This is a genomic window from Vibrio sp. ABH4_348 (genome assembly GCF_056159765.1).
In genome coordinates, this window is the sequence record NZ_JBSWVW010000001.1 from 76,566 (window position 1) to 101,626 (window position 25,061).

General features: G+C 45.0%; 24 protein-coding genes and 8 tRNA genes. 23 read left to right on the forward strand and 9 right to left on the reverse strand.

What is annotated here, in order from left to right; all coding sequences use genetic code 11:
• Nucleotides 1-52: 52 nt before the first annotated feature.
• The 5 genes from gpmM to rsgA form a co-directional block, all read right to left on the reverse strand.
• Entirely contained in the window at nucleotides 53-1,582 is a 1,530-nt protein-coding gene (gene gpmM / locus ACXAFJ_RS00355; protein ID WP_475320654.1) for a 2,3-bisphosphoglycerate-independent phosphoglycerate mutase, read from the reverse strand.
• A 140-nt stretch (nucleotides 1,583-1,722) separates the two neighbouring features.
• Nucleotides 1,723-2,610, reverse strand: a complete 888-nt coding sequence (locus ACXAFJ_RS00360) for a DMT family transporter (RefSeq protein ID WP_475320655.1) — start codon at nucleotides 2,608-2,610, stop codon at nucleotides 1,723-1,725.
• 102 nt (nucleotides 2,611-2,712) lie between these two features.
• A complete protein-coding gene (locus ACXAFJ_RS00365) occupies nucleotides 2,713-4,134 on the reverse strand; it encodes an SLC13 family permease (RefSeq protein ID WP_475320656.1) in 1,422 nt (473 codons plus the stop codon).
• Nucleotides 4,135-4,315: 181 nt separating this feature from the next.
• Entirely contained in the window at nucleotides 4,316-5,176 is an 861-nt protein-coding gene (asd, locus tag ACXAFJ_RS00370; RefSeq protein WP_475320657.1) for an archaetidylserine decarboxylase, read from the reverse strand.
• A 146-nt stretch (nucleotides 5,177-5,322) separates the two neighbouring features.
• Nucleotides 5,323-6,381, reverse strand: a complete 1,059-nt coding sequence (rsgA, locus tag ACXAFJ_RS00375; protein WP_475320659.1) for a small ribosomal subunit biogenesis GTPase RsgA — start codon at nucleotides 6,379-6,381, stop codon at nucleotides 5,323-5,325.
• 116 nt (nucleotides 6,382-6,497) lie between these two features.
• Between rsgA and orn the strand changes: the two genes are divergently transcribed.
• Nucleotides 6,498-7,043 (forward strand): oligoribonuclease, encoded by a 546-nt coding sequence (gene orn / locus ACXAFJ_RS00380; protein ID WP_475320660.1) that lies wholly within the window; start codon nucleotides 6,498-6,500, stop codon nucleotides 7,041-7,043.
• Between the two features lie 74 nt (nucleotides 7,044-7,117).
• On the opposite strand, the gene ACXAFJ_RS00385 is transcribed toward orn, so the two are convergent.
• Nucleotides 7,118-7,816, reverse strand: coding sequence for a hypothetical protein (locus tag ACXAFJ_RS00385; RefSeq protein ID WP_475320661.1), 699 nt, complete (start codon nucleotides 7,814-7,816; stop codon nucleotides 7,118-7,120).
• Between the two features lie 226 nt (nucleotides 7,817-8,042).
• On the opposite strand from ACXAFJ_RS00385, the gene ACXAFJ_RS00390 reads away from it, so the two are divergent.
• The 8 genes from ACXAFJ_RS00390 (at nucleotide 8,043) to ACXAFJ_RS00425 (ending at nucleotide 9,147) form a co-directional block, all read left to right on the forward strand.
• Nucleotides 8,043-8,118 (forward strand) — tRNA-Gly (locus ACXAFJ_RS00390).
• A gap of 103 nt (nucleotides 8,119-8,221) precedes the next feature.
• Nucleotides 8,222-8,298, forward strand: a tRNA-Met gene (locus ACXAFJ_RS00395).
• A gap of 21 nt (nucleotides 8,299-8,319) precedes the next feature.
• Nucleotides 8,320-8,395 (forward strand) — tRNA-Gly (locus ACXAFJ_RS00400).
• Between the two features lie 36 nt (nucleotides 8,396-8,431).
• Nucleotides 8,432-8,522, forward strand: a tRNA-Gly gene (locus ACXAFJ_RS00405).
• A gap of 94 nt (nucleotides 8,523-8,616) precedes the next feature.
• A tRNA-Gly gene (locus ACXAFJ_RS00410) sits at nucleotides 8,617-8,692 on the forward strand.
• Between the two features lie 103 nt (nucleotides 8,693-8,795).
• Nucleotides 8,796-8,872, forward strand: a tRNA-Met gene (locus tag ACXAFJ_RS00415).
• Between the two features lie 20 nt (nucleotides 8,873-8,892).
• Nucleotides 8,893-8,968: transfer RNA gene (locus tag ACXAFJ_RS00420), tRNA-Gly, on the forward strand.
• 102 nt (nucleotides 8,969-9,070) lie between these two features.
• Nucleotides 9,071-9,147 (forward strand) — tRNA-Met (locus ACXAFJ_RS00425).
• Between the two features lie 594 nt (nucleotides 9,148-9,741).
• On the opposite strand, the gene queG is transcribed toward ACXAFJ_RS00425, so the two are convergent.
• Complete coding sequence (gene queG / locus ACXAFJ_RS00430; protein WP_475320663.1) at nucleotides 9,742-10,863, reverse strand: tRNA epoxyqueuosine(34) reductase QueG; 1,122 nt, start codon at nucleotides 10,861-10,863, stop codon at nucleotides 9,742-9,744.
• A 222-nt stretch (nucleotides 10,864-11,085) separates the two neighbouring features.
• Here queG and tsaE point away from each other — a divergent pair, with 222 nt between their 5' ends.
• The 8 genes from tsaE to hflC all read left to right on the forward strand — a co-directional run bounded on the left by tsaE (nucleotide 11,086) and on the right by hflC (nucleotide 20,296).
• Nucleotides 11,086-11,547 (forward strand): tRNA (adenosine(37)-N6)-threonylcarbamoyltransferase complex ATPase subunit type 1 TsaE, encoded by a 462-nt coding sequence (tsaE, locus tag ACXAFJ_RS00435; protein ID WP_475320664.1) that lies wholly within the window; start codon nucleotides 11,086-11,088, stop codon nucleotides 11,545-11,547.
• On the forward strand, nucleotides 11,513-13,255 hold the full coding sequence (locus tag ACXAFJ_RS00440; RefSeq protein WP_475320665.1) for an N-acetylmuramoyl-L-alanine amidase: 1,743 nt from the start codon (nucleotides 11,513-11,515) through the stop codon (nucleotides 13,253-13,255). The genes tsaE and ACXAFJ_RS00440 overlap by 35 nt, the downstream gene beginning before the upstream one ends.
• A gap of 46 nt (nucleotides 13,256-13,301) precedes the next feature.
• The gene (mutL, locus tag ACXAFJ_RS00445; protein WP_475320666.1) at nucleotides 13,302-15,371 is read left to right on the forward strand and encodes a DNA mismatch repair endonuclease MutL; all 2,070 of its coding nucleotides are present in this window, start codon (nucleotides 13,302-13,304) and stop codon (nucleotides 15,369-15,371) included.
• Nucleotides 15,368-16,300: a tRNA (adenosine(37)-N6)-dimethylallyltransferase MiaA gene (gene miaA / locus ACXAFJ_RS00450; RefSeq protein WP_475320668.1), complete on the forward strand. Its 933-nt coding sequence runs from the start codon at nucleotides 15,368-15,370 to the stop codon at nucleotides 16,298-16,300. The genes mutL and miaA overlap by 4 nt, the downstream gene beginning before the upstream one ends.
• A gap of 199 nt (nucleotides 16,301-16,499) precedes the next feature.
• A complete protein-coding gene (hfq, locus tag ACXAFJ_RS00455) occupies nucleotides 16,500-16,769 on the forward strand; it encodes an RNA chaperone Hfq (RefSeq protein WP_475320669.1) in 270 nt (89 codons plus the stop codon).
• 40 nt (nucleotides 16,770-16,809) lie between these two features.
• Nucleotides 16,810-18,099, forward strand: a complete 1,290-nt coding sequence (hflX, locus tag ACXAFJ_RS00460) for a ribosome rescue GTPase HflX (RefSeq protein WP_475320670.1) — start codon at nucleotides 16,810-16,812, stop codon at nucleotides 18,097-18,099.
• A 44-nt stretch (nucleotides 18,100-18,143) separates the two neighbouring features.
• Nucleotides 18,144-19,322 carry an FtsH protease activity modulator HflK gene (gene hflK, locus ACXAFJ_RS00465; protein WP_475320672.1) on the forward strand — a complete coding sequence of 393 codons (1,179 nt, stop codon included), beginning with the start codon at nucleotides 18,144-18,146 and terminating at the stop codon, nucleotides 19,320-19,322.
• A gap of 2 nt (nucleotides 19,323-19,324) precedes the next feature.
• Nucleotides 19,325-20,296 carry a protease modulator HflC gene (hflC, locus tag ACXAFJ_RS00470; RefSeq protein WP_475320673.1) on the forward strand — a complete coding sequence of 324 codons (972 nt, stop codon included), beginning with the start codon at nucleotides 19,325-19,327 and terminating at the stop codon, nucleotides 20,294-20,296.
• Between the two features lie 88 nt (nucleotides 20,297-20,384).
• Here the strand turns inward: hflC and ACXAFJ_RS00475 are convergent, their stop codons facing one another.
• Nucleotides 20,385-20,612 (reverse strand): SlyX family protein, encoded by a 228-nt coding sequence (locus tag ACXAFJ_RS00475; RefSeq protein ID WP_475320674.1) that lies wholly within the window; start codon nucleotides 20,610-20,612, stop codon nucleotides 20,385-20,387.
• A gap of 8 nt (nucleotides 20,613-20,620) precedes the next feature.
• Nucleotides 20,621-21,601 (reverse strand): WD40 repeat domain-containing protein, encoded by a 981-nt coding sequence (locus ACXAFJ_RS00480; RefSeq protein WP_475320676.1) that lies wholly within the window; start codon nucleotides 21,599-21,601, stop codon nucleotides 20,621-20,623.
• Between the two features lie 134 nt (nucleotides 21,602-21,735).
• Between ACXAFJ_RS00480 and fkpA the strand changes: the two genes are divergently transcribed.
• The 6 genes from fkpA (at nucleotide 21,736) to rpsL (ending at nucleotide 24,992) form a co-directional block, all read left to right on the forward strand.
• Nucleotides 21,736-22,491, forward strand: a complete 756-nt coding sequence (gene fkpA / locus ACXAFJ_RS00485) for an FKBP-type peptidyl-prolyl cis-trans isomerase (protein ID WP_475320678.1) — start codon at nucleotides 21,736-21,738, stop codon at nucleotides 22,489-22,491.
• Nucleotides 22,492-22,695: 204 nt separating this feature from the next.
• Nucleotides 22,696-23,418 (forward strand): helix-turn-helix transcriptional regulator, encoded by a 723-nt coding sequence (locus ACXAFJ_RS00490; RefSeq protein WP_475320679.1) that lies wholly within the window; start codon nucleotides 22,696-22,698, stop codon nucleotides 23,416-23,418.
• Nucleotides 23,415-23,810 carry a sulfurtransferase complex subunit TusD gene (gene tusD, locus ACXAFJ_RS00495; RefSeq protein ID WP_475320680.1) on the forward strand — a complete coding sequence of 132 codons (396 nt, stop codon included), beginning with the start codon at nucleotides 23,415-23,417 and terminating at the stop codon, nucleotides 23,808-23,810. Before ACXAFJ_RS00490 ends, tusD begins: the two co-directional genes overlap by 4 nt.
• Nucleotides 23,807-24,163, forward strand: a complete 357-nt coding sequence (tusC, locus tag ACXAFJ_RS00500; RefSeq protein ID WP_475320681.1) for a sulfurtransferase complex subunit TusC — start codon at nucleotides 23,807-23,809, stop codon at nucleotides 24,161-24,163. The genes tusD and tusC overlap by 4 nt, the downstream gene beginning before the upstream one ends.
• 5 nt (nucleotides 24,164-24,168) lie before the next feature.
• On the forward strand, nucleotides 24,169-24,444 hold the full coding sequence (gene tusB, locus ACXAFJ_RS00505) for a sulfurtransferase complex subunit TusB (RefSeq protein WP_475320683.1): 276 nt from the start codon (nucleotides 24,169-24,171) through the stop codon (nucleotides 24,442-24,444).
• A gap of 173 nt (nucleotides 24,445-24,617) precedes the next feature.
• Nucleotides 24,618-24,992 (forward strand): 30S ribosomal protein S12, encoded by a 375-nt coding sequence (gene rpsL / locus ACXAFJ_RS00510; protein ID WP_038181303.1) that lies wholly within the window; start codon nucleotides 24,618-24,620, stop codon nucleotides 24,990-24,992.
• Nucleotides 24,993-25,061 lie beyond the last annotated feature (69 nt).

Genomic DNA, 25,061 nt, shown 5'->3' on the forward strand with positions numbered 1-25,061 from the left:
AGAGACAAAAAAGCTCGGCGTGTGCCGAGCTTTTTCATTAACAGGTCCTGACTTATACCAAAGATTTACCTGACATTTCAGCAGGAATTTCTTGGCCAGTAAGCGCAAGCATAGTCGGTGCTAGGTCAGATAGTTTACCGCCTTCGACAAACTTCACGTCTTTGCTACCCACATAAACTAGAGGAACTGGTAGGTTTGTATGTGCAGTGTGAACACCACCTGTTTCAGGGTCTACCATCATTTCCGCGTTACCGTGGTCAGCCGTCACTAACATCTGACCATCAACTTCATTGATAGCGTCAACCACTTTACCCATACACTCATCAATGGCTTCAATTGCTTTTACCGCAGCTTCGTACACACCTGTGTGACCAACCATATCTGGGTTAGGGTAGTTACAGACTACATAGTCATATTTTCCTGACTTGATAGCAGCAACTAGCTTTTCGGTTAGCTCAGGTGAGCTCATTTCTGGCTGTAGGTCGTATGTTGCAACTTTTGGTGAGGCAACAAGAATGCGATCTTCACCTTCGAATTCTTGTTCAACGCCACCGTTAAAGAAGAAGGTTACGTGAGCGTACTTTTCAGTCTCAGACATACGAGCTTGAGTTTTACCCAACTTAGATACCCATTCACCAAAGGTGTTGGTCAACGATTCAGGTGGGAAAGCAACCGCTAGAGGGATGTCCGCTGCGTACTCAGTCAGCATAACGAAGTTCACTTGAGGGTAAGCTTCACGCTCGAAACCTGCAAATTCAGGAACAAATGCACGAGTGATTTGACGAGCACGGTCTGCGCGGAAGTTCATGAAGACAACTGCATCGCCGTCTTGAATATTAGCGTCAGCTTGGCCTTCTGCTTGCAGTTTAGTCGACTGAACAAATTCGTCATTCTCACCTCGCTCATAGGCCGCAGCCAGACCTTCAACTGCTGAGTCAGCCGTGAATTCTGCCTTGCCCAGAGTCAGTAGGTCATACGCTTTTTGTACGCGATCCCAGTTGTTGTCGCGGTCCATTGCGTAGTAGCGTCCTACCAGAGAAGCGATTCGACCTTTACCAAGTTTGGCAAACAGCTCATCAAAGCGTTTCAGTGAGTTTTCAGCGCTACGGGGTGGCGTGTCGCGACCATCTAGGAAACAGTGTAGATAAATTTCCTGTGCACCACGCTCTGCAGCCATTTCAACGGCGGCATAAATATGGTCTTCATGAGAGTGAACACCGCCTGGTGACATTAGGCCCATTAGGTGGACAGCTTTCCCAGCGGAAACAGCAGAATCAATCGCTTTCACAATGGCTTCTGTTTGAGCAAATTCACCGTCTTGGATAGATTTGGCAATGCGAGTCAGATCTTGATATACCACGCGACCAGCACCGATGTTAGTGTGGCCTACTTCTGAGTTGCCCATCTGACCATCTGGAAGACCAACATCGAAACCCGATGCTGAAATTAGAGTGTTAGGGCGGTTTGCCATCAATGAATCTAAAACAGGCGTGTTTGCGTTTGCTACTGCATTACTCTCGATCTCTTCACGGTGTCCGTAACCGTCTAGGATAACTAGAGCCATTGGCTTCTTAGCTGACATATCTATGACCTCGTCATTTTCAAATCTTTGGATCGTGTGACCCTGAAATAAATTAGCGTAATTTTACTACACTTTTTAACCAAAACTGTAGGCTTAGATCAAATATTGTTGTCACTTGCACGTAGCTATTTTACATATCTCTAAAACTTAACCAAAAGACCAGTACCAATCACTGCCAATGTCGCACCAAACCAGGCGTATCGACTTGGCCGAGTTTTACTATAAATCCAAATAAGTGGTAACAGCATTACCGGGGTCATGGATGATAACAACGCGACCATGCCAACGTTTCCGGATTTTAGAGCATACAAAATTAGTGTCATACCAACGGCCATGGCTAGGAAGGCATTCATTGCGGTTATGGAGAGTATTTTGATGTTGATAGGGTTGAGCTTTTTGGCTACTTTCCACCCAGTAAGCAGCAGTAATAAATGTGCAGATAGTGCAGTGAACATACGTATGGCAGAAGCGGCAATGGGATCGACTTCAGTCATCATAACTGGCTTAGCGATGATTCCCCCTAGAGCTTGGCAAAGGGCAGAGGTTAACCCTAATGCTATTCCTATCCACAACTTACCTTTCACTTTTTCTAACGCGTGTTTGTCAGATTTACGACCAAAGAAAATCGCGCCGAGTACACCAGAAAAGACCAATGTTGCCCCAATGAGCTCGATATGAGACATAGTCTCACTAAATAAGAAGTACCCGAGAACGGCAGAAAAAACAGCGTGGCAGGAAAACAGCAGTCCGGCTTTGCGCGGTCCCATTCTATTGAGACAGGCGAACAAGGCTGTGTCGCCAATGAAAATTCCAATTAGACCAGACCACATCATAGCAGAGGTGGAGTCTAAGTTGAGCGTGGCCCAACCCCCGTTATAAATTGCCATTGAGCCTAAGAAGAACGAAGTGGATGCCATTCGCCATCGACTGTAAGAAAAGGTACCAAGGTGTTGGGCGGGCTTTACCGAGAGCAAGCTTGACACGGCCCAAAGAAATGCCGCGCAAAGTGCTAGCCATTCAAATCCCATTGAAAAGTCTCATTGTTATAAATGAGACAAATATGCATTAAGAGGCGCTGCAAAGCTAGCCTGATTGAAAATGACACATTAGTTATTTGCCATCACTTTAGATCAGGTGAGCAGTATAACCGCGGCGTACACCACAATCAGACCACTGATACCAAGAATGATGCCGGTTTTCGCCATGTCTTTGCTCTCAATGAGTCCTGTGGAGTAGGCGAGAGAGTTAGGCGGTGTTGAAACCGGTAATATCATGCCGAGAGAAGCTGAGAAGGCGACAACAACCAATAAGCCTTGCAAACCACCTACATCAACTAAAGCGGGCATAGAGGTACCGATAGCCGCTGCAATAGGCATCAGTAAGTTGGCCGTTGCAGTATTGGACATGAAGTTAGCCATTAACCAACAGACAATGGATAAAGTGACGATAACCGCAAACGGTGACAACGCTTGATAGTTAATAGAGTGTGCTAACGCCTCGGCAAGGCCGGTTTTATCCAACGCAATACCAATCGCAATACCACCGGCAACCAACCAAAGCACATCCCAGTTGATTTGTTTGAGCTCAGGTTTACCCATGATACCGGTCATAGTGAAGACTGCGAGCGGGATAATGGCGACAACATAGGTGTTCATACCGTGCAGCTTAGTGGTCATCCACAGTAAAATTGTTGCGGCAAACGTAATATAAACCACCATGGCACGCCAACTCGTTTTAAATTTTCCGTCAAGTTTGAGAGTCATTTCTGCTTGAGAAGAGGGAAACAGTTTTTGCAGCAATACCCATGCGAGGCCAAGTTGAAAGATGACAAAAGGTAAACCCATCATCATCCAACTCAAAAAATCGATGGCATTGTCACCCGTTAGGTATTGCAAGGCGATGGCATTGGGTGGAGTACCAATCGGTGTTGCAATACCACCAGTGTTAGCTGCAATAGGAATACACAGAACCAAGGCTTTTATACCTAAGTCACCTTTCGGTGCTGATGCCACTATAGGGCCGAGCAAAGCCAGCATCATGACTGTGGTCGCCGTGTTAGACATAAACATAGAAAACACGGCGGTGATCAGCATTAGTCCTAACATGATGAATTTTGGCTGCCTGCCAAATGGTTTAAGTAACACTCGCGCCAAGTTGTTATCTAGCTGGTATTTAGATGCCGCAATGGCTAAAGCAAAGCCACCCATAAATAGAATGATGATGGGGGATGAAAACGCGGAGAAAATATCGGTGTAATTGAGTAGTTCGCCGATTCCATCTTGGCTGCGAAATACACTCAAACCTTTATTCGATATCATCACCAGCTCAAGTGCGATGATCAAAATGGAAGTTGCAAAGACTGGGATTGGCTCAAGTACCCAAAGCAGAGCTGCGAGTAAAAAAATGGCAAATAAACGATGTTGGACGACAGTCAGCCCATCGATGGGAATGAAACTGGCGGGTAACAATAAAATTAGAAGCGGTAACCCAAAACAAAACAACAACTTAATAAGCTGATTAACGTTGACTGATTTTTTCGATTTACTCTGCATTTTACCCTGCACTACTTACACCCATTTGGTTAGTATCCGTAGCATAGGTGACTTGAAGAACGACATCTTAGAGCAAAGTAGAGTTTTGCTGATTGAGTTGCAAGAACAGAGGAAAACTTGTTACTTATCAACTAAAAAAGCCTCACATGGTGAGGCTTTTAAATCTTGGGTTAAGTGTTGGCTACTCGGATTTGTGAGCGTAAGGGGTGCCCATTACTGTGGTTACTTCATTTTCCATAGATTCATCGAAGCGCACTTGGCCTTTTGCAAAACAGTTAATGACTGTTGAACCGAGTTTAAAGCGACCCATTTCTTCACCTTTTTTCAAGCGAATAGCTTGTTCGCCGTCAGCTGGGTAGTTCCAACGATGAATGGTATTTCCTCTAGGCGGGGTCATAGTGCCTGACCAGACAACTTCAATACTACCTACGATTGTGGCGCCAACTAGTACTTGCGCCAGAGGGCCAAATTCGGTGTCAAAAATAGCCACTACTCGTTCATTTCTAGCAAACAGGTTTGGCACATTTTCAGCCGTTAATGGATTAACTGAAAACAGATCGCCAGGTACGTAAATCATCTGGCGTAGCACACCATCACATGGCATGTGAACACGGTGATAGTCACGAGGAGAAAGATAGAGGCAAGCGAATTCACCGTCATCAAATTCAGCGGCAAGCTTCTCATCACCACCCAATAGTTCAAGTGCAGTGTAGGTGTGACCTTTGGCTTGAATCAGTTTTCCATCTTCAATAGCACCAAATTGGCTTACGCACGCATCCGCTGGGTGAACGATGGTGTTCCCATCTTCAGCAATAGGACGCGCATCTTCTTTGAGTTCGCGTACAAAAAAATCATTGAAGGTAGCAAAATGCTTAGGGTCGCTGTGCTTGGCTTCGTCCATATTCACTTTGTACTGCTTGATAAACCAACGAATCACAGAGGTTGTCAAGGCGCCTGCTTTTGCTGAAGCCAACTTGCCCATCAATCGAGTGAGCGCGTGTTGTGGGATCCAGTATTGCAATCCTACTTTCAATTTATCCATGTCTAAATCCAAAATAAACGTGAAACGAGCGTTAGCGCTCGATGTTACTGAAAAAGATAACTTTTGTCAGCAGTGTGAATGGCGAGTTGCTGTTGGTCTAGAAAAAACGCGCCCAGTCGAGTGTTTGAGGCGCGTATTTACATGTATTACAGGTCGGCTTTTTTGTTTCGTGAATACTGCCGGTTGGCTTTGTTTTCAACCATGCTTTCTAAAATTCGATGATAGTTTTCAAATCGAATTTCACTGATCTGCCCATCTTCAACCGCTTGGCGCAGAAGACAACCGGGATCGTCGAGGTGTTTACAGTCTCTGAACTTACAGCCACCCAAATATTCTCTGAACTCGATAAAAGCTTCGGTAACTTGGTCAGGTTCCAAGTGCCAAAGACCAAATTCACGAACTCCCGGAGAGTCAATCAAATCGCCGCCTTTTGGGAAATGGTAGAGCCTGGCTGCTGTGGTGGTGTGTTGACCCAATCCAGAGTTTTCGGAAACTGCACCTTCTTCAACATTGAGTGCGGGAATTAGCGCATTGACTAGGCTGGATTTACCCACACCTGATTGACCCACAAAGATGTTGATTCTATTTGCCAACGCAGTTTCTAGCTCAGCTATACCTTCACCCGTTTCTTTACTAACAAACAGCACGCGATAGCCGATTCGTTGGTATTCTTCCAACCATTCCTGGTACATATCTAATGACTCAGGGTCGAGAAGGTCGATTTTGTTGAGAACCAGTAGCGGCTCAATTTGCAGTGTTTCAGAAGCCACTAAATAGCGGTCAATGATGTTTAGTGACAGTTCAGGCAACACCGAGCTGACGATAACCATTTGGTCGACATTCGCCGCAACGGGCTTAAGACCATCGTAATAGTCTGGTCGGGTAAGGACAGACTGCCTTGGTTCAACGACTTCGACTACACCTGCAATACCATCCAAGCTTTCTAAGCCAGGCCGCCAAAGTACCTTGTCTCCCGACACTAAGCTTTCAATTCCACGTCTTAGATTGCAGCGCTGGACCTCGCCAGAATCCAAATCTTCGATATCAGCATGTTGTCCAAACCGAGTGATGACTAGGCCTGATTTGACATCGCCTAGCATGGCCTCATCCCATTGAAAGGACTGTTCAGTTTTCTCTAGTTTCTTGTGTTGGTTGCTGCGTACTCGTCGTACTTGGCCTTTGGTGAGCTTTTTTTTCTTTGCCACAATATCGTCTTGAAGTTTGGAACGGAGTTGAAAATTGCCAAAAGGCTTGCGCTATTCAGCTATCTTGAATTTGGGTATAGTACCTTTTTTGAAACAAAACAAATAGGCAGTACACAATGTCCTTGAGCGACGAGAATCTAATTTGGATAGATCTGGAAATGACAGGCCTAGATCCAGAACGACATAAAGTAATAGAAATCGCGACAATAGTGACAGATGCGCAGCTTAATGTGTTAGCCGAAGGACCGACCCTAGCCATCCACCAATCTGAAGAAGAATTAGACAAAATGGATGAATGGTGCACGACCACCCATACGGCTAGTGGTTTGGTAAAACGAGTTCGAGAGAGTGACGTTTCTATAGATGAAGCCGTGGCGCAGACGATCGCCTTTTTAGAAAAGTGGGTACCGAAAGGAAAATCTCCTATTTGTGGCAATAGTGTTGGCCAAGATCGCCGTTTTTTGTACAAGCACATGCCAGAGCTAGAGCAGTATTTTCATTATCGCTACGTGGATGTCAGTACAATTAAAGAGATGGTTCGCCGTTGGCAGCCAGAAGTACTAGAAGGCTTCTCAAAGTCGGGTAGTCATTTGGCTCTGGACGATATAAGAGAATCCATTGCTGAACTCCAATACTACCGAAAGACTATATTTAAAATTTAGCGTCAATGGCTTATTGAAAAGCGAGCTGTCTGTTTTACAGGGCTCGCTTTTTATTTGGTAGTTGATTGGCGGGGCTAAGGAATGGGTAAGAAAGCCATTTGCGCGGCGCCCTGAATTACTTTTGTGATTCCGCGATTAGTCTTATCAGCGACCACTTCTGCCATTAAATCTTGAGTTTGAATCATTTTGGTAAACACGCGATCAAAACTGAGGTCATTGTGCTCTTGGTCGAATTGGTTTGTCAGCAATAGTAACTCACCGTTGGTGTCAGTGCGGTGATACAAGCGCCAAACCAAAATCTCGATATTTCGCGCGCTATTGTAAAGCACCTGTTCATCTAAGCTATCCAATAGAAAGAATTCTTGCTGGTGGTTGTAGGCTTTGCGCAGCATTTCGGTCAATCCAACCATAACGGCAAACACACGGTCACCTTCAAAATCTGGGTCGAGTCCAAGTAAAATGGCATCAATACTCGTGAGTTTGTAAAGCTCGTCAAATATTAAGGGTGGAAACTCGATCTGCTCTGGGGAGCCGAAAATCTGTTTCATTCGGTCCTCAACTGTCACCCCAAGTGCTTTTTCTAACTCCCGAGGATTTCGAACATATAATTTCCGTGTCATGGTTTCCAATTGCACTTTGAGTTGCCAAACATGCACATCGGTAACAAAGTCGACATCACTCTTGGCTAAATTTCGGACAGGCTTGGGGACAGATTGACAGCCAACCAACACCAAAGAAGTGATGACAAGAAAAAAGATGAGACGAATTGGCATCAAAAACTCCAGTTTGGATCCATTTCATTACAGCGCCGACATCTTGAATTATTTTAAGTGGTTATGCTATTCATCGGTGGGTAGTTTGAGATGTGGGCAAAAAATTTGCGTTTTTGATGAATTATTCGTCACTTAACAAAAAAAAGAATTTTTTTTAGATCTAACTATTGCATCAACCAGAAATGCTCTTATAATTCGCAGCCCTAAACGACACAAACGTCGTAAGGCGACACTAGCTCAGTTGGTAGAGCGCAACCTTGCCAAGGTTGAGGTCACGAGTTCGAACCTCGTGTGTCGCTCCAAATTTAGGATTGGTGAGACCTAACACGAGGAACCTCGTGCCCAAGCTGGTCGCGTCGTTCCAGATTTTACAAGCTTTTATCATGCTTTAAATGATAAGACGGACGCGGGGTGGAGCAGCCTGGTAGCTCGTCGGGCTCATAACCCGAAGGTCGTCGGTTCAAATCCGGCCCCCGCAACCAATTTCTCTCTAAAGAGAATATGCGACACTAGCTCAGTTGGTAGAGCGCAACCTTGCCAAGGTTGAGGTCACGAGTTCGAACCTCGTGTGTCGCTCCAAATTTATAGCTGTCATCGTACTCAACGGTGACGAATGCGACACTAGCTCAGTTGAGTGAGCACAGCCTTGCCAAGGTTGAGGTCACGCCTATCTGTTCATGAATAGGGAACCTCGTGTGTCGCTCCAAATTTAGGAATGGTGATACCTAACACGAGGAATCTCGTGCCCAAGCTGGTCGCGTCACTCCAGATTAAGTTTTCATCGTACTTAACGGTGACGTGCGACACTAGCTCAGTTGGTAGAGCGCAACCTTGCCAAGGTTGAGGTCACGAGTTCGAACCTCGTGTGTCGCTCCAAATTTAGGATTGATGAGACCTAACACGAGAAACCTCGTGCCCAAGCTGGTCGCGTCGTTCCAGATTTTACAAGCTTTTATCATGCTTTAAATGATAAGACGGACGCGGGGTGGAGCAGCCTGGTAGCTCGTCGGGCTCATAACCCGAAGGTCGTCGGTTCAAATCCGGCCCCCGCAACCAATTTCTCTCTAAGAGAATATGCGACACTAGCTCAGTTGGTAGAGCGCAACCTTGCCAAGGTTGAGGTCACGAGTTCGAACCTCGTGTGTCGCTCCAAATTTAGGATTGATGAGACCTAACACGAGGAACCTCGTGCCCAAGCTGGTCGCGTCGTTCCAGATTTTACAAGCTTTGTCATGCTTTAAATGATAAGACGGACGCGGGGTGGAGCAGCCTGGTAGCTCGTCGGGCTCATAACCCGAAGGTCGTCGGTTCAAATCCGGCCCCCGCAACCAAACATTTTGATGAGTTCTGTGGTTACTATCATAACCCTCAAGTCATCGACGGAAGCGCCGCCCGGTACAAATCCGAGCATCGCAACCAATCCTCATATAAAGGCGACGCCTTTAACGTATTTCCATACGACCGCTCTTTTTAATGCTGAGAAGCATCACCCCAAACAAAAAGCTGACCATGAAAATGGTTGGCTATGTTTTGTCTGCGTAAACTAGAACTCAAGTTCAGTAATGACTAAGAAAAAACATTTATTGCACAGACTTATCCACAGTGTCATTTCTGTGGATAATTTGGTTGATAATGTCTTGAGATAGTGGTGATAGCTGAGTTTATCTATTGATCTTAAGAGCAAGAGTTTCTGTTTTAGAATGTCTTGATTTCTGTAAGTTGTTGTTTTTAATTGATTAACTTGATTTCTTTCGTTTTGCTTCAACGATCAATGAGTGAAAAACTGCCGATCTTTTGATCTTTGTCATTTGACATCAAATGTGACTAACTCGTGTCACTTCACAACTTTTTCTTCCCACTTTGTAATTTTTCCACATGAAATTTTTGGAGCTAAATCAACCAAAGGAAATTGATTGCGGCAAATTTTATGCATCTCTTGGTAAGCCTTTTTGAACAATCCTAATCAATCTGTGTTTTTTCGAGGATATTTTTCTATGAACAGGGATTTGTGCAGTTTGTTGCTCTAGTGCCCAGTTTATGTGAATGTCGAGCAGTTCGTTATTTCCTAACCGATTTTGCAGTGCTTCCATGATCCTATTAGAAAAAGGGGCGTTACCCATGGCGATGGATAGATTTCTAAGCCATTGTATATGACCAATTCTTCTGATTGGAGAACCCTGTAATTGGTGAAGAAACTCACTTTCAGTCCATGAAAACAACGTAACTAAATCGATATCTTCAAAAATTTCTTTTCTGTGAAAATCTTGTTGCTGGGTTAAAGGTGCTTGGCGATTCCAGGGACAGACCAATTGGCAGTCGTCACATCCGTAAATTCGATTACCGATACTTTTTCTAAACTCAATGGGAATGACTCCGTCGTATTCGATTGTTAGATAAGAAATACATCGTCTGGAGTCAATCACGCCTTCATCGACAATGGCATCAGTTGGGCAAGACGTTATGCATGCTTGACATTTTCCGCAATTTTCTTCGACAGGTTCATCAGTGATGAGGGGAATGTTCACCAGGAGCTCCCCCAAAAAGAACCAGCTACCAGCTTCTTTGTCGAGCAACAGCGAGTGCTTTCCTGTCCAACCTAACCCGGCTTTATCCGCTAACGGTCTTTCAAGGATTGGAGCCGAATCGACAAAAGGTCGGTAACCTAGACCCTCTACTTCGGTTTCGATCTTTTGCCCTAGTTTTTTCAGTTGGTTTCTTACTAACTTGTGGTAATCCCGTCCTAGCGCATAACGACTAATATAGGCTTCACTTTCATCAGCTAAGTTTGTGGCAAAGCGAGCTTCTGGGGGGAGGTATTGCATTCGCACACTGATAACTCGAATCGTACCGGGGAGAAGTTCTTGGGGTCTTGCCCTCATCATTCCATGTCTCGCCATCCAATCCATTTCGCCGTGATAGCCAGCCTCTAACCACTTAGCTAGCGCAGGTTCATGGTCAGAAAGATCGACATCACTGATTCCAACTTTATCGAAGCCTAATTCAAGACCCCAAGTTTTGATTTGATCAGTGAGCTGTTGGTAATCCATGAAAGTCCTGAGCCGTGACAAAGAATTGATTAACGATGTGGAATCGAAGAGTCAGTATTATTTTACTGTATTTATTCATTGATATCTAAGTTGCCGTTGCGGGTATACAGTCTTGTTGAAATGTTTACACTACAAAGCTTGTCTCTCATTTCCCTCGCAGTTTACTATTTGTCTTGGTTTTTATGTTTTAGTATTCGCCTATGAATACGGTTAGGTAACAAAATGTCTACAACACAACTTGCACTTGCGGATGAATCGGCAACCGTCGCTTTTGGAACAGAGCTAGCACAACTGTGCGACCGACAAACAACGATTTATTTACATGGTGATCTTGGTGCCGGAAAGACAACTTTCAGTCGTGGTTTTATTCGAGCTTTGGGACATTCTGGTAACGTAAAAAGCCCAACCTACACATTGGTCGAACCATATCAGTTGGCAGATTTTCAAGTCTATCATTTTGATTTGTATCGCCTTGCAGATCCTGAAGAGTTGGAGTTTATGGGGATTCGAGATTACTTTACGCCTGATGCAATTTGCTTAGTTGAGTGGCCTGAAAAAGGAAAAGGGCTGCTACCTGAACCAGATTTGGATATAGATATCCGCTATGTTGGTGAAAGTCGTTCGGTCCAATTAACTGCCAACTCAGATTATGGTTGTCAGTTGCTTAAGAAGTTACAAAAGTAAGATAAAGGTGTCTTTGGTGCGGTATTTCGTTTTTTTGTTAGCACTATTAGCGGTTTCGAGTCAGGCATTGTCCAATACTTTGGAAGGGATACGAGTATGGACCTCTCCAGATGAAACGCGCGTTGTGATCGATTTGGAAACTGAGGCCGACCATAGCTATTTCACCTTAACTAGCCCTCAGAGACTGGTGATTGATCTAAAAGACACCAATCTGAACACTAAATTGCCTATTTTGCCGAAAGACAGTCCTGTCTTAACAAAAATAAGAAAAAGCTCTCCGCCTAAAACAGGTACCTATCGTTTGGTCTTTGAGCTCAAGTCAAAAGTAAAAGCAGAAATATTTAAGCTAGCCCCCACGCCTGGTGGTCAATATGGCCATCGTCTAGTCGTTGATTTCCCACACTCTGCTCCCAGTAGTAAGGTTGAATCAAGCAATCAAAAAACCGTTGTCAATCGCGATGCCTCTCAGTTAATGGGAACCGACGATATCATTGTGGCAATTGATGCCGGACATGGTGGTGAAGACCCTGGTTCCATAGGACCACGAAACAAGTATGAGAAACATGCAGTCTTAGCGGTATCCAAAAAAATTGCCGATAGGATTAACGCAATCCCGGGAATGAAAGCGGTAATGACGCGTAAAGGTGATTACTTCGTCAACCTAAACCGCCGCTCAGAAATCGCACGTAAAAATCAAGCCCATTTGCTCGTCTCGGTTCATGCCGATGGATTTCGTTCTCCTAAGCCGAGAGGTGGCTCGGTGTTTGTTCTCAATACGAGGCGAGCGAACAGTGAGATTGCTCGCTGGGTAGAGAATCACGAGAAACAATCGCAGCTTCTTGGTGGTGCAGGAGAAGTACTGGCAAAGAACAGCAAAGACCGCAATGTCAGCCAAACTTTGCTAGACCTTCAATTCAGCCACTCACAAAAAGAAGGCTACAAGGTTGCCAAACACATCTTGCGCGAGATGGGAAAAGTGGCACATTTGCATAAAAAAGAACCGGTTAACGCAAGTTTGGCGGTGTTAAAATCACCCGATATTCCTTCGGTGCTTGTTGAAGTGGGTTTTATTACTAACCCGACTGAAGAGAAGTTGTTATTCCAACGTAGTCATCAAGACAAACTTGCCGACGCATTAACTAAAGCCATTACTCTGTACTTCAACGAGAATCCACCTGAAGGTACATTGCTTGCCAACAAAGGCAAGGAAACACAGCACAAAGTAGCGCGAGGTGAGTTTTTATCGCTGATCGCAAAGCGATATGGCGTAACAGTTAACCAGCTGGTCAAACACAACAAACTCAAAAGTACAACTTTAGCTGTTGGTCAGATAATTCGCATCCCTGGTGGTGCAACACCTTTAGCGAAAGTGCCATCAGCCACTGCGTCTTCAAATACCAAAGTGATAACACACACGGTGGCGCGCGGCGAGTTTCTTGGGAAGATCGCCAACAAATACAAAGTTAGCATCGACAGCATAAAACAAGAAAATAAGCTTCGTTCTACCACCTTATTTGTTGGTCAAAAGCTCAAAATTCGAGTGTCAGAGAACTTTACTTCGTATTTGCAACACAAGGTGAAACGAGGTGAATTCCTGAGTAAGATTGCCGCCAAATATGACGTTTCTGTTGACAGTATTCGCAACGCCAATAAATTAAAGTCAGACACCCTGGCGATTGGCCAAATACTCAGAATTCCCCAGCGTTAGTCGCCCGCTTGCTAATTCAGTACTCAGCTATTTTTCGAGGTAATCCATGACCATCAAAATATTGCCACCAAGACTTGCAAACCAAATTGCAGCGGGTGAAGTGGTGGAACGTCCAGCCTCGGTTGTCAAAGAGTTAGTTGAGAACAGTTTGGACTCTGGTGCGACAAAAATAGACATCGATATTGAAAAAGGCGGTGCGAAATTAATCCGAATTCGAGACAACGGCAAAGGTATCCCGAAAGATGAGTTAGGTTTGGCCCTTAGCCGTCATGCCACATCGAAAATCGATTCACTTGATGATCTTGAGGCGATAGTCAGTTTGGGCTTTCGTGGGGAAGCATTAGCCAGTATCAGCAGTGTCTCTCGCCTCACTTTGACCTCTCGTCCTACTGCACAACAAGAAGCGTGGTCGGCCTATTCAGAAGGCCGAGATATGGACGTCAAGCTTCAACCTGCTGCACATCCAAAAGGCACTAGCGTTGAAGTGTTGGACTTGTTTTTTAACACTCCTGCGAGACGAAAATTTCTACGTACAGAAAAAACCGAATTTGCGCACATAGATGAACTGATAAAACGAATTGCGTTGAGTCGTTTTGATGTCGGTTTTAATCTCAGACACAACGGTAAGCTGATAAAGCAATACCGTGCCGCCAGCAACACCAATCAAGTTGAGAAAAGACTGGCTGCAATTTGTGGCAATCAATTTGCGAAGCACATACTGCAAATCGAACTAGAGCACCAAGGGCTCAAACTTCACGGTTGGATTACCTCCCCAGAAGGGGCTCGTCAGCAAGGTGACTTACAGTATTGCTACGTCAATGGCCGAATGATGCGCGATAAGTTGATCAATCATGCTATTCGCCAAAGCTATGAACATACGCTGAGACCCGACCAATTTGCCGCTTATGTTCTTTATATTGAATTAGACCCACACCAAGTTGACGTTAATGTCCATCCGGCAAAGCACGAAGTTCGCTTTCATCAGGCGAGGTTGGTTCATGATTTCATTTATCAGGCGCTAAGTGATGCCCTAGCGCAAGGGCAATATTTGACACAGACCGAAGTCAATCAAGGTGCATTTCATCAATCAAATTCAGAAAACGTAGATGTCAATTCGCCAACACAAGGCAATGTTCAAGATTCGATCCATTCCACACAGCAAGAACCACGAAAACAAGAATTTCAACAGCAAGTTGCATTTGTAAATACGCCGGATTATCCAAATAAGGTGACAAACTCGGAGGCAAAGGTTGATGGACACTTCGGGGGAGTCGCTAGTAGCGAAGTAGACAATCAAGGTCAGAGCGCTGAATACGAAAAGGACGACTCGGCTTCAGTGACGGCGTGGCAGCCTCAAACCAAGAATAATCAAAAAGCGAGTACTCGTCGTGAACCCAGTGAAGCACCAAGCCCACAAGAAGTCAGGCTGTATAAAGAGTTATTGACCACGGTGGAAAATGAGTCCGCGGCTGGGTTAACAGTGCGAGAACCAGGTGCTGAGTTTGCTGAGACAGTCTCGCAATCTAATAAGCTTCTTATTCAGACTGTGGCTGAGTTAGGTAAGGCCGTTTCATTGGTAGACAAGCAATATCTATTGTTATCGAGCAAGAAAGCTGTGCACTTATTGGCTTTGTCGAAAGCCGAATGGTACCGAATTCGCGGACAATTAGGACACGGACAACAGGCCCTTAAACCCCAGCCTTTATTAGTACCCTTAGCGCTGAAGGTAGAAAAAAGCTCGTATCAAAGTGCCATGGACAACCAAGATTTACTTGCAAAAATGGGAATCGAATGTCGGTTTAAATCAGTAGGTCATCTCGTGGTTATGTCAGTACCTCAGCCGTTGCGACAGCAAAATCTGCAAAGTTTAATACCGGAGCTGTTGAATTGGCTGTCTCTGAAAGGACAAGAAACAGATTTTAATTTGAGGTACAAAAACCTCGCAGATTGGCTGGCAAATCAAATTACTGTAGTCAAAAACCACTACACTTTATCGGAAGGGATACAAATACTGGCTGAACTAGAGCAGTTATGGCAGGATGCGTTTCCTCTCACCGACGGTCAGTTATTAAGGCCGGTTAACTTCACAGCGACGATTGCAGCACTAACTTCATGACACAAGCATTACCCCTTGCCCTGTTTTTGATGGGGCCCACAGCCTCGGGCAAAACCGACTTAGCGATAAAATTGCGTCAACATTATCCAGTTGAAATTATTTCTGTCGATTCGGCTCTTATTTACAAAGGGATGGATATTGGTACAGCAAAACCAAGTGCCGCGGAGCAAGCTGCTGCACCGCACAGACTGATTGATATTCTGGATCCGAGTGAAGCGTACTCCGCCGCCGATTTTCGACGTGATGCGCTGCAAGAAATGGAGAAAATTGTTGCAGACGGCAAAATTCCTCTCTTGGTGGGCGGGACGATGATGTATTACAAGGCATTGTTGGAAGGCTTGTCTCCACTACCTGCCGCGGATCCTTCGATTCGTGCGGAAATCGAAAACGAGGCAGAGCAAGTGGGTTGGCAGCGAATGCACGATAAGCTTAGAGAGGTCGATCCTATTTCGGCTGAACGCATTCACCCGAACGATCCACAGCGCTTGTCTCGGGCGTTAGAAGTTTTTCGAATTACCGGTAAATCTTTGACTGAGTTGACACAAGTTAAGGGAGAATCTATCCCTTATCGAGTAAAACAATTTGCTATTACACCCAAAGATCGGGCAGAGTTACACAGGCGGATCGAGTTGCGTTTTAACAACATGATCAGTGCTGGCTTTGAACAAGAAGTAAAAGATCTTTACCAAAGAGAAGATTTGCATCCGGATTTACCCTCGATTCGATGTGTGGGTTATCGACAGATGTGGGATTACCTCGATGGCAAAACCGATCTGGATGAAGCCGTTTTTAAAGGGGTTTGTGCAACCCGACAATTGGCCAAGCGACAAATTACCTGGTTACGCAGCTGGGATGATTTAACTTGGTTAGATAGCGAAAACATAGACCAATCCTATGCAACAGTGTCATCGGCATTGGCATCTGACTAAAATAGTTGGTTATAATGTGATCGTTTTTGCGTGATTTTTCTGTGTAACGGTTCTGTGACTTGAAATTTGGCGATAAAGTCGTCATAACAGATACCTACGGAGAATTTTTTTCGTTTAGCTCAGAGGCAACAGCCGCAGACTCAATGCAGCGCACCAATAGCTAACCACTAAAACAATATACAAATAAGGAAAATAACAAATGGCTAAGGGGCAATCTTTACAAGACCCATTCTTGAATGCATTACGTCGTGAACGTATTCCAGTATCGATTTACTTGGTGAACGGCATCAAATTGCAAGGTCAGATCGAATCATTTGACCAGTTTGTAATCCTACTCAAAAACACAGTAAACCAAATGGTGTACAAGCACGCTATTTCTACTGTGGTTCCTGCTCGTCCAGTTAGCCATCACAATGCTGAACGCGGTCAAGGTTCATCTGAACGCCAACCAGAAAAAACCGAAGAGTAAATACTGAACACTTCAATTAAACACTTAAGGAGTTGATTGCTTGTTTGACCGTTATGAATCCGGTGAACGAGCGGTACTTGTTCATATCAACTTCACGCAAGACGGGGAATGGGAAGATCTCAGCGAGTTTCAAATGCTGGTTTCTTCCGCTGGTGTGTCGACACTTCAAGTTGTCACTGGAAGTCGTCAATCACCACACCCCAAATACTATGTTGGAGAAGGTAAGGCTGAAGAGATAGCCCTAGCGGTCAAGTTGACTGAAGCGGATATCGTTATCTTTAATCATGCTTTGTCCCCCGCCCAAGAACGCAATCTAGAAAAACTGTGTAAATGTCGTGTGTTGGACCGAACTGGTCTGATCCTTGATATTTTTGCGCAGAGAGCTCGAACTCACGAAGGTAAAATGCAGGTTGAATTGGCGCAATTACGCCATATTTCAACGCGTTTGATTCGTGGTTGGACGCACTTAGAGCGTCAAAAAGGTGGTATTGGTTTACGCGGGCCTGGTGAAACCCAGCTCGAAACCGATAGACGTTTGCTGCGTGATCGAATCAAAGCCATTTTGCGACGACTAGATAAAGTCGCGAAACAGCGAGAGCAAGGTCGCCGGGCGCGAAACCGAGCAGAGATCCCAACAGTATCCCTTGTTGGTTACACCAATGCGGGTAAATCTACTTTGTTTAACCGAGTAACAGAAGCTGGCGTTTATGCTGCTGACCAGCTATTTGCTACTCTTGATCCTACATTACGTAAGATCCAATTAGCGGACATTGGTCCTGCTATTTTGGCGGACACGGTTGGTTTTATCCGACATCTCCCCCATGACTTAGTAGCAGCGTTCAAAGCAACGCTACAGGAAACGCAAGAAGCTGACATTTTGTTACATGTTGTCGATGCCAGCGACGAGCGTTTTCGTGAGAACATTCAAGCTGTTGATGACGTCTTATTGGAAATCGATGCTAACGAAGTTCCCGCTTTGTTAGTCATGAACAAAATAGACAATCTAGACGATCAAAAACCGCGTATAGAAAGAGATGATGAAGGCATACCTCGAACAGTTTGGGTATCGGCCATGGAAGGAAAGGGCATCGAATTATTGTTCGAAGCGTTATCCGAAAGGCTAGCGAGCCAGATGGTTCATCATGCACTGAAAATTCCACCGCAATACCAAGGTAAATTTCGCAGTGCATTCTTTCAGACCAACTCAATTCATAGTGAAAACTATGATCAAGACGGAAACTTGCTCATCGAAGTGCGTATGCAGCAAGCAGATTGGTCTAGACTTGAAAAAAGAGAAGGGGCAGTTTTACGTGACTTTATAGTTACTTAAAGGACTGCTACAGTATAACGTCATATCAATGATGGAGCTTTCTAATGGCGTGGAATGAGCCTGGAAATAACAACGGCAACAATGGCCGCGATAATGACCCTTGGGGTAATAACAATCGCGGTAACAAAGGTGGCCGTGATCAGGGGCCGCCCGATTTGGACGAAGTCTTTAACAAACTCGGTCAGAAGCTAGGTGGCAAATTTGGTAAGGGAGGCAATGGTTCTTCCTCGGGTAATAGCGGTGCGCTATTTGGCATTCTAGCTGCAGTGCTAGTTGTCGTGTGGGCACTAGCCGGTTTCTATACCGTTGGCGAAGCTGAGCGCGGCGTTGTACTGCGATTGGGCAAGTACGATCGCATTGTCGATCCAGGTCTAAACTGGCGCCCATACGGTGTAGATACTTATACCGCGGTTAACGTACAAGCGATTCGTTCATTGCGTGCGTCAGGTCTAATGCTGACCAAAGATGAAAACGTAGTAACGGTGGCGATGGATGTTCAATACCGAGTTGCGGATCCATACAAATATCTATTCCGAGTAACCAATGCTGACGATAGTTTGCGTCAAGCAACTGACTCTGCACTTCGTGCCGTTGTTGGTGACTCCATCATGGACGCAATCCTAACTAGTGGTCGTCAAGAAATTCGTCAAAAAACGCAAGAAACGTTAGAAAAGATTTCTGATGGTTACGATATGGGTATCGAAGTCGTCGCTGTGAACTTTGAAGATGCTCGTCCACCAGAAGAAGTAAAAGATGCATTTGATGATGCAACGGCTTCTCGTGAGGATGCGCAGCGTTTTATTCGTGAAGCAGAAGCTTACCGTAACGACATTTTGCCTAAGGCGAATGGTCGTGCGGAGCGTTTGACTCGTGAAGCACAAGGTTACCGCGAGCGTACTGTTAATGAAGCGCTTGGTCAGGTTGCGCAATTTGAAAAGCTACTACCTGAATACGAAGCGGCACCGGACGTAACACGTGACCGTTTGTACTTATCTGCAATGCAAGATGTCTACAGCAACACGTCTAAGGTACTCATTGATGCTGAATCAAGCGGTAACTTAATGTATCTGCCTATCGACAAGTTAACTGGCGGTCAATCAGCAGCTGGTGCGAACAATCGTCAGCGTGAAACGTCAGCTTATGATGAGATTGAGTTGGAACCACAAGTGGGTACTTCTTCATCAGACAACTCTCGCTCTAGTTCACGTCAAGGGAGATACTAATAATGCGTAAGTTAACCATTCCAGTATTGGTACTGGTAGTTGCGGCACTGCTCATGTCTCTATTTGTGATTCCAGAGGGTGAGCGCGGTATCGTGATTCGTTTTGGTCGTGTTTTGAAAGATGATGCGAACCTATCTCGAATCTATGAGCCAGGACTGCATTTCAAACTGCCAATCTTTGATCGCGTTAAAACGCTAGACGCGCGTATTCAAACTATGGATGGCCGTGCTGACCGTTTCGTAACGGCAGAGAAAAAAGACGTGATCATCGATTCGTACGTGAAATGGCGTATCAAAGACTTTGGCCAATACTACTTGGCGACGGGGGGCGGTAACGCTGGTTCTGCTCAAGCCCTGTTAAGTCGTAAAGTAACCGATGCGTTGCGTTCAGAAATCGGTTCTCGCGAAATCAAGCAGATTGTTTCCGGTCCGCGTGATGAACGATTAAGTGTTAACGCTGAAGTTCTTACCACTGAAGCTGCGAAAGCAGCGTTAGAAGTGGAAGGTGAACGCGACAAGATCATGGAAAACGTACTTAATGGTACCAGCCCAGGCGCAATGGCTGACTTGGGTATTGAGGTTGTTGACTTCCGAATGAAGAAAATCAACCTACCTGACAGTATCAGTAAGTCAATCTATGACCGTATGCGTGCTGAGCGTGAATCGGTAGCACGTCAGTTCCGTTCGGAAGGTCGTGAGCAAGCGGAAATTATCCGAGCTCAGGCTGAACTGGAGCGCGACACAATTCTTGCTGAAGCAGACAAAACAGCTCGTGTAACACGAGGTGATGCGGATGCTGAAGCTGCGCAGATTTACTCAAGTGCATACAGTAAAGATCCAGAATTCTTTACCTTCCTGCGCTCACTAACTGCGTATCAAGCGTCGTTCAACAGTAAGAGTGACATCTTGGTATTGGATCCGAAGACAGACTTCTTCCGATACATGAATAACGCAAGAGGCGAAAGCGACAAGTAATCGCAATACCAATTAAAAAAGCTCCCAATGGGAGCTTTTTTTGTGTCAATTTGCTGAAAATCAGCGACTCACCGCAAAGGCAGCCGCATTAATAATGCGGTGGCGGTGTTTCTTCTGAGGCCTTAGCAATATTAGAGGTGTCCATGTTTTTAATTTTGCTGGCCACGTATTTCATCTGATCTTGCATTTTATGAATCAAAAGTTGCTGTTGGCTCAATGCCTCATTTAATGATTCGATTGTCTGCTCTTGAAACGCTACCTGGCATTCTAGGTCTTCAATTCGACGTTCTAAAGCTGTGTGTGTGTCTTGTGTCATTGGGATTCCTATGGATTCACGTACCAAGCTTGTGCCATTCCTGCTGAAGTCACAGCGATGACGCGCATCCTATCATCTAACGCTGCATCGTACACCACAGAGCGAGGTGGACGCGTTTCTTTTAGTGGCTCGGTTGTAAATGTATCTAATGATTTTCCCGAGTCGGTTTGCCAAATGGTGACTCTACTTGCGGGGGTTCCAGTAACCAGAAATTGTCCGTCATCGCTAAAGCGCGCGGCAGAAAAAATTAACTGTCGAGATAAACTTTGCAGTTCAGACTTCATTTCACCCGTTTCCAAATCCCAGATAATTGATTGGTTACCTCCATCTGAGGTAAAGGCCAGTTTGCCATCTCTGTGCAAGGCGACGCGATTAATCCGTTGCTCGTGCTCAAAGGATCGCAGAATCTGGCCATTCTCGGTATTCCAAAGATGTGCGACGTAGTCATTGCCGCCGGACAGTACGTATCGACCATTGGGCGAAATTGCGACCGTATTGACCTTTTCTCTATGCGCTAAAAACTCTAAACGACGACCGGTTGCCACATTGACATAGATTGCTTTGCCATTGGTTAGTCCTAGCACCACGTGCTCGCCATTGTTGGCAACGTCTACATCTCTTATTAGAGCGTCAGAGATAGACCAGAGCCCTTGAGCTTGTGTCCACGCTAAATCCCAGACAGCAAAATTGGTTTGAGTCGCGGTAATGGCATAACGGCCGTTGTCAGAAAATCGAATATGCGACACTTCGCTTTTTTGCGCATCTTGTTCACCCAGCTGAGTGAGAGGCTTATCTTGCTTGAGATCCCACAACATAAGTTGCTGTTCATTGGAATAGAAAAGGGCAAACCGAGCATCGCGACTGAGTGCAAAAGCGGAAGCACCATTGAGTTCAAGTTCCCAACGTTGGTCTTCTTCAGCAGAAAACAGACACCCGGTTAACAGTGTCATGACAGTAAAACTACACAATGTCTGAAAAATTCGTCGCATTACGTCTAATTATCCAAGTCGTTACAAGACAAGTATTTGAGATATAGCTATATTGGTACAACTTAACAGTGCGCACCAGTGCTTATTAGAGAATTGTGCGCCACACAAGTGGATGACCCATTTTGGAGAACTCAATGAAATCAATTTTTAAGGTGTCGCTCGTTGCTTCAGCAGTTTTGTTTGCAGCTGGTTGTCAGAAAGAAGAACCTGTTGTTGAAGAGCCGGCGGCTCCAGTAGAGCAAGCTCTACAGTTTGAAAATGAAGATCAAAAAGCGGCATACGCGATTGGATTGTCTTTCGCGAATTACTTAAGTACTAGCTTAGAGAAGCCAAACGAGATTGGTATCGACCTAAAGAAAGAGTTAGTTCTGAAAGGTATTGAAGATGCATTTGCAGAAAGTGCTGAACTAAGCGAAGAGGAAACTCGCACTGTTCTTGAATCACTTGATAAACGCGTAGCTGAAGCGATGCAAAAGCAAGCAGCAGAAAAAGCAGAAAAGACGCTGACTGACGGCAAAGCATTCCGTGATGCATTTGCGCAAGAAGAGGGTACTCAAACCTCTGAGTCTGGTTTGATGTACCAAGTGCTGACAAATGCAGAAGGCGATAAGCCGGCAGAAACGGATACCGTAAAAGTGCACTACAAGGGTACTCTGATTGATGGGACAGAGTTTGATAGTTCATACGGCCGTGGAGAGCCTGCGACTTTCCCACTTAATCGTGTGATTCCAGGTTGGACAGAAGGCGTGCAACTTATGTCGGTAGGTTCGAAGTTTAAGTTTGTTATTCCACCGGAACTTGCTTACGGTGCGCAGGATACGCCGACAATTCCAGGAAACTCTACCTTGGTATTTGAAGTAGAGCTGTTAGAAATTCCAGCAGCGCAGTAAGATTAAATTTAGTTTACAAGCCCAGCCTCGGCTGGGCTTTTTCGTAATATCGCCCTATGAAATAGTAATCTGGCTCCGAATTATCCCTATTGGCGTGGTGGTTTTTTGTTCCAAATCACCCTGTCGGCTTTTAGTTGAGCGCAGCGATAAAATATTCTGATAAACTTACCTCAATTTGTTTAATAACTATGATAGGCAACATTCGTGACTACAACTGATACCCTCAATACGGATATGTTGCTGGAAATAGAGTCAGTAAACGTGACTCCATTCAGTGAACATGACAAACAAATACTCTTATCTTACGAAGCAGTAGTGGACGGTCTGGCGAGTTTAATCGGTCCTTTTTGTGAAATCGTTTTGCATTCTTTGGAAGACTTAAATACGTCAGCCATTAAAATTGCCAACGGTGAAAATACCGGACGCCAAGTCGGTTCTCCCATTACGGATATGGCACTCAAAATGTTAAAAGACATTGAGGGCTCCGAGCGCAATTTCTCTCGTTCTTATTTCACTCGCGCTAAAGGCGGCGTGTTAATGAAGTCGATCACCATCGCGATTCGCAATGGTAACGGCCGAGTGATCGGTTTGCTGTGTATTAACGTCAATTTGGATGCGCCTTTCTCTCAAGTGCTACAGTCTTTTATGCCGACGGAAGAAGCTAAGCAAGCGGCTTCAGCGGTTAACTTTGCTAGTGACGTTGAAGAGCTGGTGGACCAAACGGTTGAAAGAACGATTGAAGAGATCAACGCAGACAAGTCGGTGTCGAACAACACCAAAAATAGACAAATAGTGATGGAGCTGTACGACAAAGGCATTTTCGATATTAAAGATGCAATTAACCGTGTTGCAGACCGTCTCAATATTTCTAAGCACACTGTCTATTTGTATATTCGCCAGCGCAAAACTGAGGATGACGAAAAGTGAACCCCTTGCGCTATACACTTGTCGTGACCGGTTCTGTCTATGGCAGCCAGTCAGCTCGTTCCGCTTTTCAATTTGCACAAGCCTTAATTAAAGAAGGCCACGAGCTGTCGCAAGTGTTCTTTTATCAAGATGGTGTGGATAATGGTTCTGCATTAACGGTTCCTGAGAACGACGAATTTGATTTAGCCAATGCGTGGCAAACTCTTGCACATGAGCACGGTGTAAAGTTAGAAACCTGCGTGGCTGCTGCGCTAAGACGAGGGATACTCTCAGAGGGTGAAGCTAAACAACACGGCAAGACGGTTTCAAATCTATTACCAAGTTTTACACAAGCCGGTTTAGGTAGCCTTGCTCAAGCTTTGTTAGAACAAGATAGAGTGGTGCAGTTTTGAGTGATATTTGTTTTGTGTTTCGCACGTCACCGCACGATACTTCGGCCGGACGTGAAGGCGTTGATGCTCTGTTAGCCGCCTCGGCTTTTAGTGAGAATCTAAGCGTCGTATTCATTGGGGAAGGTGTACAACAATTGATCGCAGGGCAGAGCACCGAACAGATCTTGAGTAAAGACTACAGTCCGATGCTAAAGCTATTTGACCTGTACGACATTGAAAAGGTTTATGCTTGTCAGGAATCTCTGCAGGCGAATGGATTGGCTCAAGTGGAGTTAGTCACATCAGTACAATGCGTCGAAAAAGCAACTATCTGCAAAGTGTTGTCTGAATCTAAACAAGTCATGAGTTTTTAATCGCTATGCTTCATATTGTTCATTCCATTTCAGGTTTCAAGGAAGCGATCGACTTCAGTCAAGATGGCGATGTATTTCTTTTGCTTCAAAAAGCCGTTTACTGTGTGAACCCAGCGCATTCAGAATATCCGTTAACGTCGAATATCGAAGTCGCAGTGTTACTGGAAGACCTTGAAGCGCGGGGCTTAAGTTCACTTGCGAGTCAGACAATTCAACAAGTCACCTATGCTGGTTTTGTGAATCTGACAGTGCAGCATACGCCGAATATGAGCTGGTATTAAGTAATCGGTTTCCACCTCGTCTTTTGTACTTCCTCCCTTCATCATAAAAAGATCTGTATATTTCTTGACACTCCTAGTGTCGATGAATAGAATTTTGCGTCCCTAATTGCCATTGGCGGTTGGGGAATAGATTTTTCACAAAGCTTACTTTTAAGTAAATCAGGAGCTAGTTAATGGCAACTATTAACCAGTTGGTACGTAAACCTCGCGTAAAGCAAGTTGCAAAAAGCAACGTGCCAGCGCTAGAAGCGTGCCCACAAAAACGTGGTGTATGTACTCGTGTATACACTACTACACCTAAAAAACCTAACTCAGCACTTCGTAAAGTTTGTCGTGTACGTTTGACAAACGGTTTCGAAGTTACGTCATACATCGGCGGTGAAGGTCACAACCTTCAAGAGCACAGTGTTGTTCTAATCCGTGGCGGTCGTGTAAAAGACCTTCCGGGTGTTCGCTACCACACAGTTCGTGGTGCACTTGACTGTGCTGGCGTTAATGACCGTAAACAAGGTCGTTCTAAGTACGGTGTGAAGCGTCCTAAGTCTTAATCACTTCTTAAATTAAGAAGCGTTAAGTAAGGCCAAACACAAAATATTAATTTTGAAGAAACTGAAAAG